Source organism: Exiguobacterium sp. RM11 (genome assembly GCF_059821525.1).
Window position 1 is genome coordinate 13892 of sequence record NZ_JCBAOU010000002.1, and the last position, 15562, is coordinate 29453.

The 15562-nt window shown below is 50.0% G+C and carries 18 protein-coding genes; 14 read left to right on the plus strand and 4 right to left on the minus strand.

All coding sequences use genetic code 11. The annotated features are described in order from the left end of the window. Window positions 1–7 precede the first annotated feature (7 nt). The 13 genes from AC5LIL_RS14780 (at window position 8) to AC5LIL_RS14840 (ending at window position 11630) form a co-directional block, all read left to right on the plus strand. Window positions 8–424, plus strand: a complete 417-nt coding sequence (locus AC5LIL_RS14780) for a hypothetical protein (protein ID WP_214838218.1) — start codon at window positions 8–10, stop codon at window positions 422–424. A gap of 15 nt (window positions 425–439) precedes the next feature. After that, entirely contained in the window at window positions 440–2401 is a 1962-nt protein-coding gene (locus AC5LIL_RS14785) for a pLS20_p028 family conjugation system transmembrane protein (RefSeq protein WP_499825401.1), read from the plus strand. Window positions 2402–2407: 6 nt separating this feature from the next. Beyond that, window positions 2408–2707 carry a DUF5592 family protein gene (locus tag AC5LIL_RS14790; protein WP_214686126.1) on the plus strand — a complete coding sequence of 100 codons (300 nt, stop codon included), beginning with the start codon at window positions 2408–2410 and terminating at the stop codon, window positions 2705–2707. Between the two features lies 1 nt (window position 2708). Then, complete coding sequence (locus AC5LIL_RS14795) at window positions 2709–3329, plus strand: TraC-like domain-containing protein (RefSeq protein ID WP_215187618.1); 621 nt, start codon at window positions 2709–2711, stop codon at window positions 3327–3329. A 17-nt stretch (window positions 3330–3346) separates the two neighbouring features. Further along, window positions 3347–5299 carry a VirB4 family type IV secretion system protein gene (locus AC5LIL_RS14800; RefSeq protein ID WP_215112689.1) on the plus strand — a complete coding sequence of 651 codons (1953 nt, stop codon included), beginning with the start codon at window positions 3347–3349 and terminating at the stop codon, window positions 5297–5299. Further along, a complete protein-coding gene (locus AC5LIL_RS14805) occupies window positions 5299–6405 on the plus strand; it encodes a lysozyme family protein (protein WP_499825402.1) in 1107 nt (368 codons plus the stop codon). The genes AC5LIL_RS14800 and AC5LIL_RS14805 overlap by 1 nt, the downstream gene beginning before the upstream one ends. 30 nt (window positions 6406–6435) lie before the next feature. Beyond that, the gene (locus AC5LIL_RS14810; RefSeq protein WP_499825403.1) at window positions 6436–7014 is read left to right on the plus strand and encodes a hypothetical protein; all 579 of its coding nucleotides are present in this window, start codon (window positions 6436–6438) and stop codon (window positions 7012–7014) included. Further along, window positions 7015–7854 carry a hypothetical protein gene (locus tag AC5LIL_RS14815; protein WP_499825404.1) on the plus strand — a complete coding sequence of 280 codons (840 nt, stop codon included), beginning with the start codon at window positions 7015–7017 and terminating at the stop codon, window positions 7852–7854. Between the two features lie 192 nt (window positions 7855–8046). Next, entirely contained in the window at window positions 8047–8298 is a 252-nt protein-coding gene (locus tag AC5LIL_RS14820) for a hypothetical protein (RefSeq protein WP_499825373.1), read from the plus strand. After that, entirely contained in the window at window positions 8291–9445 is a 1155-nt protein-coding gene (mobP2, locus tag AC5LIL_RS14825; protein ID WP_499825375.1) for a MobP2 family relaxase, read from the plus strand. The genes AC5LIL_RS14820 and mobP2 overlap by 8 nt, the downstream gene beginning before the upstream one ends. A gap of 9 nt (window positions 9446–9454) precedes the next feature. Further along, window positions 9455–9904 (plus strand): hypothetical protein, encoded by a 450-nt coding sequence (locus AC5LIL_RS14830; protein ID WP_499825376.1) that lies wholly within the window; start codon window positions 9455–9457, stop codon window positions 9902–9904. 5 nt (window positions 9905–9909) lie between these two features. After that, window positions 9910–10197 carry a hypothetical protein gene (locus tag AC5LIL_RS14835; protein ID WP_499825377.1) on the plus strand — a complete coding sequence of 96 codons (288 nt, stop codon included), beginning with the start codon at window positions 9910–9912 and terminating at the stop codon, window positions 10195–10197. 116 nt (window positions 10198–10313) lie between these two features. After that, complete coding sequence (locus AC5LIL_RS14840; RefSeq protein WP_499825405.1) at window positions 10314–11630, plus strand: ImmA/IrrE family metallo-endopeptidase; 1317 nt, start codon at window positions 10314–10316, stop codon at window positions 11628–11630. A 65-nt stretch (window positions 11631–11695) separates the two neighbouring features. Here AC5LIL_RS14840 and mphN read toward each other — a convergent pair whose 3' ends face one another. The 3 genes from mphN to AC5LIL_RS14855 all read right to left on the minus strand — a co-directional run bounded on the left by mphN (window position 11696) and on the right by AC5LIL_RS14855 (window position 14185). After that, window positions 11696–12586, minus strand: a complete 891-nt coding sequence (gene mphN, locus AC5LIL_RS14845) for a macrolide 2'-phosphotransferase MphN (RefSeq protein WP_214818893.1) — start codon at window positions 12584–12586, stop codon at window positions 11696–11698. Between the two features lie 535 nt (window positions 12587–13121). Continuing rightward, window positions 13122–13346: a DUF3006 domain-containing protein gene (locus AC5LIL_RS14850; protein WP_499825378.1), complete on the minus strand. Its 225-nt coding sequence runs from the start codon at window positions 13344–13346 to the stop codon at window positions 13122–13124. Next, a complete protein-coding gene (locus tag AC5LIL_RS14855; protein WP_499825379.1) occupies window positions 13343–14185 on the minus strand; it encodes a ComEC/Rec2 family competence protein in 843 nt (280 codons plus the stop codon). The genes AC5LIL_RS14850 and AC5LIL_RS14855 overlap by 4 nt, the downstream gene beginning before the upstream one ends. 144 nt (window positions 14186–14329) lie before the next feature. On the opposite strand from AC5LIL_RS14855, the gene AC5LIL_RS14860 reads away from it, so the two are divergent. Next, window positions 14330–14611 carry a hypothetical protein gene (locus tag AC5LIL_RS14860; RefSeq protein WP_214818889.1) on the plus strand — a complete coding sequence of 94 codons (282 nt, stop codon included), beginning with the start codon at window positions 14330–14332 and terminating at the stop codon, window positions 14609–14611. A 231-nt stretch (window positions 14612–14842) separates the two neighbouring features. Here the strand turns inward: AC5LIL_RS14860 and AC5LIL_RS14865 are convergent, their stop codons facing one another. Further along, entirely contained in the window at window positions 14843–15469 is a 627-nt protein-coding gene (locus AC5LIL_RS14865; RefSeq protein WP_499825380.1) for a helix-turn-helix domain-containing protein, read from the minus strand. Between the last annotated feature and the right edge of the window lie 93 nt (window positions 15470–15562).

The following is a 15562-nucleotide window of genomic DNA, read 5'->3' on the forward strand; positions in this document are numbered from 1 at the left end:
AAACGTTATGAGGAAACTACTTGCGGGTACTTTAGGAATCAGCTTGTTTTTACTTGGAGCTTGCTCAAATTCCAATGAGTCTTTGGTTCAACGTGATATTGAACACGTTGAGAAGGTCATGACAGCCGAAGAGGATGATTATTTGCTGATTGTAAAAGAAGAAGATGGTGAATTCGAAGAGTTCGTTGAATTCGTAAAAGAGGTAGCGAACGAAGAGAACCAACAAGTCACGCTCTATAATACGTTTCAGCCAGATGGAGAGACACTTGTCGATCGTGGTAACTTTGAATACACTGACGAACTAAAAGGTGCCGTTTTATACTCTATTCAAGATGGAAACGTCACAGATGAAATCAATGTTGGAATGTTAACGGCGGACAATTACGAACAACAGTTAGCGGACTTCTTTACTAGGACTCAGTAGATTGGGGGTCTTTCAATGGCTGATTCCGATTTAATCACCAAATTACAGGAATACGAAGATGTACTCCAAATAAGTAGTATGGTCAATGATGCACTGCGCTCAATGGGTTGGATTCTTGTCAGAGGACTATCAGTCTTGATTGACGGCCTTGAATCAATCACGGATCAAATCCTATTAACCAATACATTTTTCAATAATGACCAAGTGGTTGAATTCGTTCTTACGATTCAACCTTTTTTGTATGTTCTTTTAGCAGGAAGTTTCTTGTTTACTGGGTACTTGTTGATTTTCCAAAAGAAATTTGAACGTGAGAGTTTTTTGATCAACCTGTTCATCACACTATTGATCTTAGGTTTACTTTCACCAACTATGAGCCGAATTCAGGAGTTCTCTGATGAAGCAATCGCAGAAATCGGAACAGATTCGCTTTACGACAGAGAAGCTTCATTATCTGAGAGTATCTTAAAACGGAATGTACATGATTTGATTGAGCACGATTCGAAGAACTTTGATGCTACTACAGGAGAATCATTAAATGCCATTCCGACTGAGTTGATTGATAATATCCGAATCAATGAGATTTTCGACAAGAACAACTATGACTTATCGGCAACCGGAAACAAATTGGCCGAGTCCTACATTCTATGGAACGGAAAAGAGACAAGTCTCGGTAAACTCGACCAAGGTGGCGTCGAGTGGAACAACCAGTATTACTACCGCTATCAGCCGAACTGGTTGACCATCTTCGTGACGCTCGGGATCATGGGCTTCACGCTGTTTTCCATTGCTTATAAACTGGCGCGTCTCTCGTTCGAGCTTGCTTTCAACTATGTCCTGGCGATTCTCGTCGCACCGGCCGACCTGCACAGTGGCCAAAAGACGAAGAAGGTCATCCAAAGCATTTTGAACACGTTCCTCGTGATTATCCTGATCTTCGTTTCGATCAAACTGTACACGATCGGGACCGCCTATCTCGCAGAGACGTTGGACGGGTTCGCCTACCTGATTGCCCTCATCGCCTTCTCGGTCGCCTTGATTGATGGACCGAACATGGTCGAGCGGCTGTTTGGGATCGATGCCGGACTCAAACGGGGCTGGGGTGTTGCGCTCGGCGCCTATGCCGCTGGGAAAGGCGTGACTTCGGCAGGTGCCCACGCAGTCTCGAAGGTCGCGCGTGCCACACAAGGCACACCAAAGATGCCATCGCTCCATGAGGCCGCGACGACACGGATGGATTCAAACTCCGTTCTTCAGAATGGTTCACCGCTTAGTGCGGCGAGCCAAGCTCCACAAAGGATGGACAATGAGCGACAGATTGATTCGAATGAGTTCGACCAGGCGAATCAAACCGCCAGTCGCACGCAGACCGACAAAGAGAAACCGACAAATCCGAAGGACGTTGCGCAACCAATCAGTGGTAAAGAATCAGAACTGGAAACGCAAGGTTCTCCACACGGGAAGGAAGCATCGGGCCGCACGTCTCCAGAATCAATCCATGCGACGAACCCTGAATCAAATACCGAACGTGGGCCCGACCATCGAACGACGTCATCCGAGACGCAAAGACCGGACTCGATTCACGACCATTCAAGCTCTGGTCATTCTCCAATCCCTAGTTCGTCGCCTATCGAACCGATCACTCGTTCTATCGATACCGCATCCGGACCCGACAATCGTCAAAGCGAATCGGTAGCCGGAGAAGCCCAGACGTCACCGACACACCATGACGTACCACGTTCAAACGGCTCATCTTCGTCTTCGTCATCTGCGCCGGATTCAAATGACACGGTATCAGAGAAACGTCAAGGACACGCTAGACGAACTATCCATCAGGACACCGTGATTGATGTAGAGACCGAGGTCATCGAACAGGTACTTGAGAATCAGACACACCGTCATAGCCAGCACCAGGAAGAGACGCGACGAATCTATCCGACCTCACCACCGCGTCCTGACCATATTGAGAAGAAGGAGTGATGACCCATGCGCAAATACCGGATCCCGAACGAGGTCACGACCGAACTGAAGATCAACAAGATGCTCTATTTGCACGACTTCCTGTTCCTCGTCGGGCTCATCGTGCTCCGGCTCGTGACGCTCCCGTTCATCCCGTCGGTGCTACACATTCCGTTCACGGTCTTCCTCGTCGTCTTCGGGCTGTTCATGGTACTCCGGCCGGTGACGAACCCGCAGAAGCGGATGGTCCACGCGCTCTATTACGCGCTCATCAAACGGAAAGACACCTATCTCGCGCTCGATGCGCAGACGAAAGGACGTGATTGAGATGGCGTTCATCGAAGACACGCTAAAGGAACCGAGATGCACAGGCACCTGGCTCGACGAACAGGACGTCGTCGAGAGACGGAAGGTCAAAGACAAAGTCGTCGTCAAACCGACGGTCGCCGCACTGATGCCGATCGTCGACATCACCGGGAATGATGCATTCGAGATGCGGGATGGGACGTATCTTGACATGGTCCAGCTCACCTCGAAGGACATCTATTCGTTGAACGAGGAAGAAAAGGACCATGACGTGTTCTCGCTCGCCTATCTTTTGCAGGCGTACACGCATCCACTCAAGGTCGTGCCACTGAACACACCACTCAGTCTCGAGCGGCAGAAAATCAGCATCGAACGACAGATTCGACAAAATCAGACACCGGCCTACCTGCCTTTTCTACTCAAAAAAAAGCAGGAGCTCGAATACCTCGAGGAGCATCGCACCAATCGCGATTATCTCCTCTTTTTTTATGCCGACGACGAGCGGACATTGCGCGAGCGGAAGACACACCTCTATAAACTGCTCCGCCGCTCGAACCCGATGCGCGAGCTGACGCTCGATCAGAAGGTGCATGTGCTCTATCAGCTGAACAACCCGAACACGAAACCACAACTCGACGCCTGAAGAAAGGAGTGACGCGCATGTGGCAGCGCCTGCGTGACAAATTGTCCAGACACCAGGACCCGGAGACCGTCAAGGTCGAGAAAGGCTACAATCCCGACGTCATCGCCAAGATCCAGCCGCAGGGCGGCATTAAGTTCGACGCCAACTTCGTCCGGCTCGGGGATGGCTATCTGTCATGCCTCCATGTCTATAAATATCAGTCGCTCGTCTATGATTACTGGCTCGAACCCATCCTGAACATGCCTGGCGTCTTGACGACGCTCGACATCGGGACGGCCGACAAGCGTGAAATCATCCAGACCATCAACAAATCGATGGCTGAACAGAACACACGCTTCGAGAACGCGAAGGACAACATCGACCGCATCGATGCCCGGGAGACGTATAAGGAACTGAACGAACTCTACGAACAGATCACCCAAGGCGAGACGATGAAGTATCTGCATCTCCGCCTCTATGTGAAGGCGAAAACGCTCGACGCGCTCGAGGTGAAAGTACAGGAGGTGATGGAAGAACTCGAGGCCCGGAACTTCCGCTCGACGATTTTCCTGAACGAACAGGAATGGGAGTGGCAGAGCCTCTTCACGAGCTATGACCAGCAACAAAGGCTCCCGAATCGGCGCCGTGGGAAAGAGATCCCTTCCCTCTCCATCGCCGGCGGCTATCCGTTCCATTTCACATCGCTCCAGGATGCGACCGGAACATATTACGGGACGACCGACACGAACGGCAGCGTCATCTTCGACCTGTTCCATAAGGACAAACAGCGAAAATTCTATAACGCGCTCATGATCGGCAAGATGGGGTCCGGCAAGTCGACGCTCCTTAAGAAAACCGTTCTCGACCAGGCGATCAAGGGCAACAAAATACGCATCCTCGACGTCACGGGCGAGTTCTCCGACCTCGTGCGCCAGCTCGGCGGGAAAGAGATCGCGCTCGACGGGTCGGCCGGGCTCATCAACCCGCTCCATGTCTATAAAACAGTGACGAACAACGACGGCAGCGCCAACGAGGCACTCTCGTTCATGCAGCATCTGTCGAAGATGGCCGTGTTTTACCACTACATCAACCCGGCGGCGACACAGGAAGAGACGAACGAGTTCGAGATCCTACTTCGGGACCTGTACGTCCGGCACGGACTCTGGGACGAACAGGGCGAACTGCCGATCACGACGCATCCGGCGAACCAATACCCGACGTTCTCCGATTTCTTGAAACTCGTGCGTCGTGAGCTCTACACGGATGACACGCGTACCTCAATCAAGGAAGCGATCAGTCCGAACCGGGTGCGACGTCTCGAGAACATCGAGCTCGCCGTCACGAACCTCGTTCATAACTATGGCAACATCTTCGACGGACACTCCTCGATCGACCGGTTCGACGAGGAGCTCATCGTGTCGTTCCCGCTCCGAAACCTGACGAGCCTGCGGGACGAGGTGTTCCAGGCGCAGGTGTTCTCACTGATGAATATGCTGTGGGACGGGATGATCGCCAACGGCTCGAGTCAACTGAAAGCCTATAACCAGGGCGTGCTCCGGACCGAAGAGGCATGCAAGTACCTCATCGTCATCGACGAAGCGCACCACTTGATCAACACGCGCGACATCGCGCAACCGGCCATCCTGTATCTGCAACGCTGCATGCGCGAAGCGCGCAAATATTTCGGCGGCATCTTCTTCGTATCGCACTTGATCACCGACTTCGTGCCGGCCGGATCAAAATCCGAGAATGCCGAGAACGTCAAGTCGCTCTTTCAGTTGACGCAGTACAAGATCATCGGCGAACAAGACGCAGAGAGCATCCCGATCATCCAGACGGTGTTTGATGGCCAACTCTCGAATTCCGAGATGCGGATCATCCCCTCGCTCGAGACGGGGCGTGTCGTCCTCAGCATCTCAGGCGTACAGAACCTCATCTTTGACGTCGATGTCGCGCCAGAAGAACTCGCCCTGTTCGGTGGAGGTGCCTGATGTGGGCAACCGCGAAACGGACGGCCCGCTTCGCCGTCACAGCGAAATGGCAGCTCGCGACGCTCAAGTGGCAGCTCATCCTGCTTGGCATCGCGGCACTCGTCTTGTTCCTGGTCATTCTCATCGTCGGCATCCTCGACACGCTCACAGGTGTCCAGAACGAACAACCGACCGACGTCCCGTTCGATACGGCAGGAGGTCTACAGGTGAGCGACCAAGTGCTTCAATATCGGAGCTTGGTCGAATCGGAACTGTCGAAGCACGGACTGGCCGAACAGACGAATCTCGTGCTCGCGCTCATGATGCAGGAGAGCGGTGGACGCGGGAACGACCCGATGCAGGCGAGCGAATCGAAGTGTGGACGGATTGGGTGCATCACCTCCCCCGAGGAGAGCATCGCCTACGGCATCAAGCATTTCGCATCCGTCTTCGAACGGGCGAACCGCGACGTGCAGCTCACGTTACAGAGTTACAACTTCGGCGGCGGCTTCATCGATTATGTCCAGGAGAACGGCGGACGCTATTCGAAAGAACTCGCCATCTCGTTCTCCCAGATGATGTACCAACGCGTAAAACACACCGGTATCTACCGTTGTCATCGCCCGAGCGCGGTCCAGCACGGCGCCTGTTATGGGGACATCGAATACGTCGACGCAGTGTTGAAATATCTTGCGCCGGTCGCCGTCGCCGACGGTGTCATCACGAAAGAGCTATTGTCGGGGTTACGTTCCCCGCTCGCCATCCCGCTCAACGTGACATCGCGTTTCGGCTGGCGCGTCGTCTTCGGACAACGGGATAACCACACTGGTATCGACTTCAGTTGCACCCCGTCCGATACAATCCACGCAGTCAAAAGCGGCACCGTCATCTATAGCGGGAACCGCGGACCGTACGGCAATCTCGTCCAGATCCGGCACGACAACTACATCACGGCGTATGCGCACCTGAGTCGTCTCGGCGTCAAGACCGGACAACAGATCAAAGCCGGTCAGGCGCTCGGGTACTGCGGCACGACCGGCCGATCGAGCGGGAACCATCTGCATTTCGAGATCAAGACGACTGAATGGTCCGGTCATATCGATCCCGCCCCGGTCTTCGGTTTCTAAGTCATGCATGTATGGAAAGGAGGAGGAAGAATGAACTTCACCGCACGTCACCTCGCGTATCTGTTCGGGGTACTGCTTCTTATTTCACTCGCGGCGAACGTCTTTTTCTATCAACAAGTGACGGCTGTCACGAGTACTTCAGACACGAGTGAGACGAAACATGAGAGCGTCACTTCCCTTGAATCGGCAACCTCCGAGGATACGCCGTCAGACACTGCACCAGTCGTCGCTTCGACGGAGACGGAACGAATGGAAGAGCTGACGACACGCGCGACGCGCTTCATCGAGTACGCCTTCACCATCACGAAGGACAGTTACACGACCCAAAAACGACAAGCGAAAGACGTCATGTCCGAGGAACTCACGGCCACGCTCTTCGCAGCTGACGGCAGTGACGTCGGCACGTTCGAGACGACCGTCCGCGACATCGAGGTGTTCCCTTCTGTCTCCGGAGAAGACTGTCTCGTCCGGTTCGAACAGGACCTGTTGATCACCGAGACCGGATACGAGGAGACGAATCAGGAACTGTTATCCTTGACGTTCGAGTCCATCGACGGACGTTTGATTGTTACTGAGATGGAAGATCTGACACCGGAAGGAGGAATCTAGATGCGACGACAAACACGACGGCGTCTCACCCAGAACGTCTCCCGGTTCTACCTCGTACTCGGCGTATTCTTTGTCATCGGCTTCCTCTTCTTCGGTACCTCGTCGTTCTTCTTTGCTGAGGAGGCACCGGTCAATGAGACGCCGATCAGCGAGGCAATCCGTCTCTCGAACGGGGAGACCGTGACACTCCACGCGTCCAGTTTCGATACGAAGACGAAGACAATGCGCATCCGGATCTCGCTCGATGACGCACCGGGTAACACGAACAATCATCTCTTCCGTTACGTCTATAAGACACGTCCGGATGTCGAGAAGGAAGTCACGTTGCTGTATGAACGGAACGACCAATACGTGCTCGAATTGAAAGACGTGCCGAACGACTTTGACCAGCTTGCCGTCCGGATCTATGGATTGAATGAGTCCCAATCAATCGACGCACTCACCCCCGAGGAACGGGAAAACAGTCTTTTGACGTCACTCTATGCCGACCGTCGGACCATCGAACAGGCGAGTCACAATTCATCTGACGAGACAACTTTCACGAAGTTGTTCGTCGAGGACGAGCTCACGGAGACAGAACAACAATTAGAAAAAGCGCAACAATCAGTTGAAGCGCAACGGCAACAGATCAAGCGACTCGACCGTGACAAAGAGGAGCTTGAAGACGAACTCCCCTACCTCTCACTCGACGAACAGGTCGAACAGGAGAACGAAATTTTCGATCTTGGCCGGAAGCGTGACGAGCTCACACTAGAACTTGAAAAGCTAGAACAGTCGGTCGCAGCGCTCGAAGAAAAGCACGATAAACTGCGCGTCCGGCTCCGGGAACTGTCGATTTAAGTGGCACATTTCGTGCCAAATCGCTGGTTTTACTGGCACATTTCGTGCCGTTTTCGGACTTTTGGTGATATCACGGAAACCCCAGGCTCTGCCTGGGCTATCACGACAAGTGATAGCAGTTTCCCCTTATGCTCTTTGAACGAACTTTTAGGACCTCGGCAATATACAGCCTCTAGAAAGGTGGTCAGGTAGATGGATCTGTTACTCCGCGACATCGACCCCATCATCGTGAAGCAAATTGATGAATGGGCGAAGGAACACAACCGCTCTCGGCAACAATATTTGAAAGAGCTACTCGCCTCCTGGTGCGCGAACGGTATCCAATCGACGCAAGTCGAACGGCTCGAACGACAACTCGAGGCGAACACGCTTCATCTGAAACGGAGCGCGGACGAGCTCGCCGAAGTGACTCGTTTGTTGAACGAGGTGATGCAGAATGCGTGAGACGCCGGGCGTCGTCATCAAGTCGAAGTTCAAGGTGCCGGGCACAAAAAAGAAGTCACGTCGGTACACGACCTACCTCGATTACATCAATCGACCGGATGCGAAAGACAGCCCCGATCAGTTCGAGACGTACCATGATTATATGGAAGACGAGACGAAGTCGAGCGGTCTGTTCACACGTGAGGACGACCGCTTGAATGACCAAAAGCGTCGCGTCGTCCGCAACATTTTCAAACAAGCGCAAGAGAACGGGAGCATTCTTTGGCAGGACGTCATCTCGTTCGATAACGCCTGGCTACGCGAGACCGGCGTACTACACGACGAACTCGTCGACGAGAAACGATTGATCCAGGCGACACGGAACGCGGTCGATTCGATGCTCCAAAAAGAGAAGATGGCCCATGCCTACTGGACCGGTGCTGTCCATTACAACACCGACAATATCCACGTGCATGTCGCCATCGTCGAGACGAGCCATATGCGCGAGCGCGGCAAACGCAAACCGAAATCGATCGAGCTGATGAAGTCGAAGGTCATCCACTCCCTCGCCGACCGGACAAAAGAACAGGAGAAACTGAATGCCTTCATCCGCGACGAACTGGTCGCGCATAAACGGAACAAGAAGATCCAATCGCTCCCGAACCGTGTCCTGCATCCCGACCTCGTCCGTCAGTTCAAGGACATCTATGAGCGATTGCCGGAAGACAAACGACAGTGGCGCTACAACATGAACGGGATGCAGCCGCTCCGTGAATCACTTGACCGTTTGACCGACCGCTATATCGACATTCACTTCAAATCAGAGTTTCAAGCCTTCAACGAGCGACTCGAACAGGAAGTGTCGTTCCATCGTCGTAGCTACGGCGACACGGAGAAGGCCGAGCGGTACCGGACGACAAAGCGACAGGATCTCTACACACGGATGGGGAATGCCATCCTCTCCGAGATGCGCGACTTGTCAAAAGAACAGGCGACCGTTGAGAAAAATGGAGCCCCAAAACATCCGGTCCGACGCGCGTTCAACCAACAAAAAATCTTCAAGGAATCACTTTACAGGATTGAGCGGCATATGAACGACGAGTTCGAACATTTGAAGAACCAACGTGCTTTCGAACAGCTGGAACGGGACATCGAATATGGAAAGTGAGGGAGGACGATGGAAGAGTTGAGACAGATTCGTCTCCGGTTAAAGCCGGAGACGGTTGCGTATTTGGAGGAGTTCGCCGACGACAAACGATTCGGTCATCTCGGTCAGGTCATCGACCATATCGCAGACGAGCATAAACAACTGGCCGACGAGAAGTGGGACATGCAGTTCCTCATCCGCTCAATTAGCACGCAGGTCTCCCGTCATATCGAGGAGTTGGTGAACGAGCAAGTATCGACGGAACTCGAACGGATCCGTCTCGCCGCGAACCGCTCCGACCGCCACGGTCAGATCCTGACAGAGCTCCTGCAGGCGCTGATGCAGACCGAAGGCATCGAGGATATCATGACGACGGACCAGTTCAAACCGACGTTCCTCGCGACGGCAGAACGTGTCGTCCAGGAACGTATCGAGCACCAAAAACAGAAGAAGGACACACTAACTTTTGAGAGAGGATGAACCTAATGCGACCACTTGACCGTCCCTTTACGATGGGACAACTGTTGATGCTTCAACCGAAAACCGTCACGGTCCTCATCTATGGAAAGCGGTACGACATTCCGATATCAATATCTGAGCATCAACTTTTAATTACCATCGCGCAAGACGAGATTGTCTTGCTTCCCGTCAATTTCGAGCGGACACAACTGTTACTCGACATCCCGGAAACGTCGCCACAACTTGACCGTGAACTGAACGAGTTTACGGATAGTGATGAATCTGTCACCGACTTGTTGAAGGAAGGAGTCTGACACGATGGCCAAGATGAAGACGAACGAAGAACGGAAGGCAGAGCTCGAAGCATTGACTGAACAAATGGGAAAACAGATCGACAGCTACTTCGAGAGCCCAGAAAAAATCCGGGAACATCCTCGGCAAGTTCCATCAATACTCGATGCGAAACGCGATCTTGATCGAGTCCCAATTCCCCGGAGCAGTCGCGGTCGGCTCTTATACGTTCTGGGAGAAACAAGGCGCACAGGTCCAAAAAGGTGAGCATGGCATCAAAGTATTCGTCCCAAATCCCGTGACGTACGCCTTTTACAAAGATGAATGGGTACCACTCAGCAAGGCACCGAAGCCGATCAAGGACGGCGTGAAACAAGGGCGCATCCCGTCACGCAAGATGATGTACTTCAAGATCGGTCACGTGTTCGAGTACACGCAGACCGATGCGCGAGAGAAAGGGATCGAGGTCTCCGACATCTTCAAACGCTATCACCGGGACGGCGGGTTCGAGAACGAACAAGACATCCGTGACGCCTTGACGACGCTCGCGGATGCCCGGAATGTGACGCTATTGGAGGAACCGCTCGACGAGCTCGGAACGGCGAAGGGTTGTTATTATCCGGAGCTGCATGCGATCGCCTTAAACCCGCGGAACACATCGATCGAGGACATCAACGTCTTGATCCATGAGCTCGCCCACGCTGAGCTACACAACCAAGAGCGGAATCTCGAACGGGATCAACCACTTACCTCACCTGAGAAGGAATTCCAGGCCGAGATGGTCGCCTACGTCGTCTCGCATCAACTCGGGTTCCCGACGGACGATTTCTCGCTCTCCTATCTGGTCGGTTGGACGAAAGACAAGGAACTTTTAGACAAGGAACAATTGTTGCAGGAGGTCCATCAGACATCCGCCACTTTCCTTGACCATATCGAGTCTCATCTCGAGAAGGTGCACACCTTGGAGCAAGAAAAGGAACAGACCCCACTCGAATATATCGAGCAGCTAGATCGGCGTATGGGATGGAAAGACACCGACCTGACACTCTACGAACGGGTTCACGCCGTACAAAGTGTGTTTCCCGAAGAGGTGGAGCCCTATCTGAACGCAAAAGCGGCCCTCGAGACGAACCTGAAGGTGGATCGCGTCGATGAGCCGCTCATGTATATTCATGGTAGGGGTCTCGGGTTTCAGCAGTTCGGCATCGCCAATAATCATGACTTCAGTGAAGATCAGCTTGTGGCTTATACAATCGCATTACCGAATCAACCATTGGTCAGTGGTCACTTCATCCCGGAAAGTGCCGTACATCCTTTACACCATCTTGAAAAAACCAATCGTTTGGAGAGACCGGTCCTGAAATCGCTTGAAAATCACTGGCATGACGTGTTGTTAGATGAAGAACAAAAGTCCCTTTCAAGAATTTCATTGTTTAACCTCGAAAGACTCTGGTGACATTCGTGGGTATGATGATTTAAAAATTCATACCCTTTTCAATTTCAGAGGCTGCCATTTTTACCTCATACATTTTGTGCAAGCATATGAGCAGCTGTTTCACGCATATCTTGTAGGTCAGATATCTCTGCGAATTCAGCTACAGTTATTGCGCTGGTTGTTAACAACTCAATTATATGCTCATCCATTCTTGACCATGTTCTTCCGCCTGCATTGTCGTAAGCATCGAGTAACTTTGTCAAACCATCCTTACCAAACAGTAATAGATGTGATAGAAAATCCACAGATGTGTCCGCAATACTAATTTCTGTCCAATCTATCAAACCAGAGACCTCAAAATTCTTATTTATTAGTATGTGGCCAGGGTGTAAATCCCCGTGGCTTACACCTACATGCGATGGCCATAGCGAATCATTCGCCAACCATTCTTGCCAACGCTCCCATAGCTCTGAATTCACATGATACTTCTGTCTCACCTTCTCCATCCGTATCTTCATTGAACTCTTTAAATCTCTAGCATATAGAGTTTTGATACCGATTTCTTTGAAGTGTCGATGTGGTAATGTGTGTAGTTCTGCCAACACTTTACCTAATGACTGATAGTAAGATTGTGGTGTATTCTCTTTGTCAAAACTCCAGATGTAATCTTGTTGCTCTACATCAATTGTTGCAACCGGAACACCATCTAATTGCTTATACGCAATTAGTTCATCATCAAAAATCGACCAATTTGGAACTTGAAAACTCACATGTTCTTCCATAATTTCTAGTGCCATCTTTTCTTTCAAGGCGCTCCTCATCGAATCTAATCTTCGAGGAATTCTTAGTATCCACTTGCTACCAAGCGTATCTTTTGCATAAGCAACCTGAAAATCAACACCCGATTCATTTACCATAATGCTATTCTCTAACACATCTAATCCTTTATTTTTTGCAAGCCGTTTAAATTCGTTCATGATTTGTTCCTCCAATTTTTATGTTGTGCGATAAGCAAGTGAAATGTATGCATTTTTAATACTTTTTCATTTCAATCTTTTCTAATTAGACTTAACTAAATGAAGTCATAAAAAAATCACAGACAAAACGGTGTCTGTGATCAGGAGTAAATGAGCTACAACTAAGAAGCGTCCATTATCAAAAATAAAAGGACACGGCAAAAAGAGTTGTAAATCTGCTATGTTTGTAAGTGTGTGGTTTCTTCGTCAAAGATTGATAAAAATGTGCAGACTACTCCCATTTACTCTGTTTTATGAAAACAGAGCCTTTGAACATATTCAATTAGCCATTGTTCAAAGTGTGGTGGCGTAATCTCCCGGCGTGCATCATTCTTAACAATCCTCCTAGTGAATATTATGCTGTTGACTTTATATCAGTTTTTATTCAATGTCAATCGAGCTTTATATTTAGATAAAATTTTTTGCCGATTTGTCTTTATTAAATACTGATTTGTAAGTTTTAAAAAATATAATCACAAATAATTGATACTCGTTTTTAATCTTCCCAAAGCTCATCCATCAACTCATCAATTTCTTTCGATAATCGTTGCCTTTCCTCTACGTCTACTTCAACTCGTCCATTTTCGTAAAACCACAGCACGTCGCCAGGTTGAACTGCTTCCGGAAGTCGTGACTTTGGGATGTCCTCCATCACTTCCCCGAATTCGACGACAGCCAAGTCTCCTTCGAATCGATCGATGATTCCTCTGCGGCGCTTCATTTTGATTTTTTCACGGCGTAGCTCGATCCGTTCCCCGTAATGATGATTGTACCGTTCTTGTCTGTTCGAAGCGTGTTCACTTTTTGACGTTTCAAGTTCGTTACCACTTCGGATGTCGGATGCCCGTAGCTGTTTTTCCCGACACTGATGATGGCATGCTTCGGTTTGACCGTTTTTAGGAACGTGCTACTCGTCGATGTCTTGGCACCATGATGGCCCACCTTCAAGACATCTGCACGGAGCGTCTGTTTCTTCGCCATCATGTCCTTCTCAGAAACGTGTTCCGCGTCCCCTGTGAACAAGAACGTGTTCTTCTTGTACGTGACATGAAGGACCGCACTCCAGTTGTTCAAGTCACTGTTCGAGTAGGATTTGACCGGACCCACAAACTTCGCACTGACACCTTTGATCGGCAGTTTCACGCCGGCTTGTGCCGTTTTGATGGTCTTCCCTTCCCGTTTCACGGCTTGAAGGAAGTCTTTGTAGGCTTGGGTTGTGTGTTTCACTTTTGGTGCGTAGACGTTCTCGACACGATAGGCATCTAGGATTTCGTCCAATCCACCGATATGATCCGCATCCGGATGCGTCGAGATCAATACCTCGATATCGTCGACTTTTTGCTTTTTGAGGTAGGCGACGATAGCATCGCCCTTTCCTTTGTTCCCCCCGTCGATGATGACGTCCTCACCGCTCGGCATCTTGATATAGATAGCATCTCCTTGCCCGACATCGATGTAATGGACTTTGATGCTCGCAGCAGCCGACGCTTCCCCGTATGGCGACACCAATAGCGCTCCACTAAATAGAACGGCACTCCCAATCTTGATCAATTTATTCATTCTCTATCACCTCATATGAATTTATTGTAAAATTATTCAACATAGTCTCATTATAAAATGATATCTGTTAAATAGCTTCAACATTTCACATATCACCATATAAAAAATACATACAGGTTTTTCGCATTAAAGGAGGCGTTTAGCATGTACTTTCGGACACCAAAAGCAGAGAACAGAAGGGAGAAGCCTGTTTTGATCTTTAAAGACGGGGAAGAATTGAAAGAGTGTGCGACGATTCAGGAAGCCGCAAAGTTTTTGAAAGGTCACACCTTCTGTCGCGCCATGCCGTATCGCCCTATCATGAACGGCATCATTTTTGATGAGACCTGGATATATGAGGGAAGTACCTATCGATTCACCACCGACCCTGAAGTGAAGAAACAGAAACTTGATGCTATGCGAAATCAATATCGAGATCGTTTTTGATAGGTATACTTAAAAACTCTATTTAACACATTCATCATTGTAAAAGGGGTGTACACTGACGACTCAGTGTTACATCCCTTCTTAATTTGCTTATATGATTTGTTAACCATACTGGAGAGTTGGACATTTTTAATAAGTGTCCGCTGATTATAGATTGCAAGGCATCACCCTCTTTGCTAAATAAGTTGTGCCTTCACAAATATCATCCAATCGTCTATCGTGCTACAACTATCATCTGCTATCCGCTTCATTTTTATACATACCTGTTCTCTTCTTCACCCTGACATGCTCAATCAACGCATGCATGATTTGTTCTTCTTTGATGCCAAAATCCTGATCAAACGGCACCCGCTCCCCTTCGAATAGAAACGCATCGACTAAGTAAAGGACCCGTGGTCTTTTACGCGGTGCGCTGTCCTTGAGACATCGTTCCCAGACGAACTGCTCGAACTCTTTTGAATGACCTCTGTGCTCGATCGCATTTCGTATCATCGTCCGTGTGATTTCAAGATGACCTTCCCATAGCCAACGACCGGCCACTCGATTCCACATCTCGATACGCCCCTGCTCTTTGATCGCTTCTATATCGATTTCGGCATGATACGGAGCTTCATCCTCATTTTTGACGACATCCCGCGAATCCCCTGTCACCGACTCCGGATACAGCTCCCATCCTTCCGGCATCCGTTCTTTGATGAACTGTTCGAGCGCCTCTTCACTGATCCGATAACCTTTTTTACGCGACTCGAGCGGTTCTGCCTGGATCACGCCTTTTCGTACCCAGTTGCGGACCGTCTCCTTATGGCTTGTAAGCTTGTTCTTCGATAAGATTTCAAATGCTTCGTCAATCGTATACATACATATCCCCCTTTAATACAATGATGATTTTATTAAATAATACAATGATGATTTTATTAAATAATACCACGAACATTGTATTAAAGTAAGATA

What these genes read in the sequence shown, in the direction of transcription:
- AC5LIL_RS14790 (WP_214686126.1), top strand. Translation starts at nt 2,408, where the DNA reads ATGCGCAAATACCGGATCCCGAACGAGGTCACGACCGAACTGAAGATC.
- AC5LIL_RS14850 (WP_499825378.1), bottom strand. Translation starts at nt 13,346, where the DNA reads ATGAAGCGCCGCAGAGGAATCATCGATCGATTCGAAGGAGACTTGGCT.
- AC5LIL_RS14800 (WP_215112689.1), top strand. Translation starts at nt 3,347, where the DNA reads ATGTGGCAGCGCCTGCGTGACAAATTGTCCAGACACCAGGACCCGGAG.
- AC5LIL_RS14810 (WP_499825403.1), top strand. Translation starts at nt 6,436, where the DNA reads ATGAACTTCACCGCACGTCACCTCGCGTATCTGTTCGGGGTACTGCTT.
- AC5LIL_RS14865 (WP_499825380.1), bottom strand. Translation starts at nt 15,469, where the DNA reads ATGTATACGATTGACGAAGCATTTGAAATCTTATCGAAGAACAAGCTT.
- mphN (WP_214818893.1), bottom strand. Translation starts at nt 12,586, where the DNA reads ATGAACGAATTTAAACGGCTTGCAAAAAATAAAGGATTAGATGTGTTA.
- AC5LIL_RS14805 (WP_499825402.1), top strand. Translation starts at nt 5,299, where the DNA reads ATGTGGGCAACCGCGAAACGGACGGCCCGCTTCGCCGTCACAGCGAAA.
- AC5LIL_RS14780 (WP_214838218.1), top strand. Translation starts at nt 8, where the DNA reads ATGAGGAAACTACTTGCGGGTACTTTAGGAATCAGCTTGTTTTTACTT.
- AC5LIL_RS14855 (WP_499825379.1), bottom strand. Translation starts at nt 14,185, where the DNA reads ATGAATAAATTGATCAAGATTGGGAGTGCCGTTCTATTTAGTGGAGCG.
- AC5LIL_RS14860 (WP_214818889.1), top strand. Translation starts at nt 14,330, where the DNA reads ATGTACTTTCGGACACCAAAAGCAGAGAACAGAAGGGAGAAGCCTGTT.
- AC5LIL_RS14795 (WP_215187618.1), top strand. Translation starts at nt 2,709, where the DNA reads ATGGCGTTCATCGAAGACACGCTAAAGGAACCGAGATGCACAGGCACC.
- AC5LIL_RS14830 (WP_499825376.1), top strand. Translation starts at nt 9,455, where the DNA reads ATGGAAGAGTTGAGACAGATTCGTCTCCGGTTAAAGCCGGAGACGGTT.
- AC5LIL_RS14785 (WP_499825401.1), top strand. Translation starts at nt 440, where the DNA reads ATGGCTGATTCCGATTTAATCACCAAATTACAGGAATACGAAGATGTA.
- AC5LIL_RS14820 (WP_499825373.1), top strand. Translation starts at nt 8,047, where the DNA reads ATGGATCTGTTACTCCGCGACATCGACCCCATCATCGTGAAGCAAATT.
- AC5LIL_RS14835 (WP_499825377.1), top strand. Translation starts at nt 9,910, where the DNA reads ATGCGACCACTTGACCGTCCCTTTACGATGGGACAACTGTTGATGCTT.
- mobP2 (WP_499825375.1), top strand. Translation starts at nt 8,291, where the DNA reads ATGCGTGAGACGCCGGGCGTCGTCATCAAGTCGAAGTTCAAGGTGCCG.
- AC5LIL_RS14815 (WP_499825404.1), top strand. Translation starts at nt 7,015, where the DNA reads ATGCGACGACAAACACGACGGCGTCTCACCCAGAACGTCTCCCGGTTC.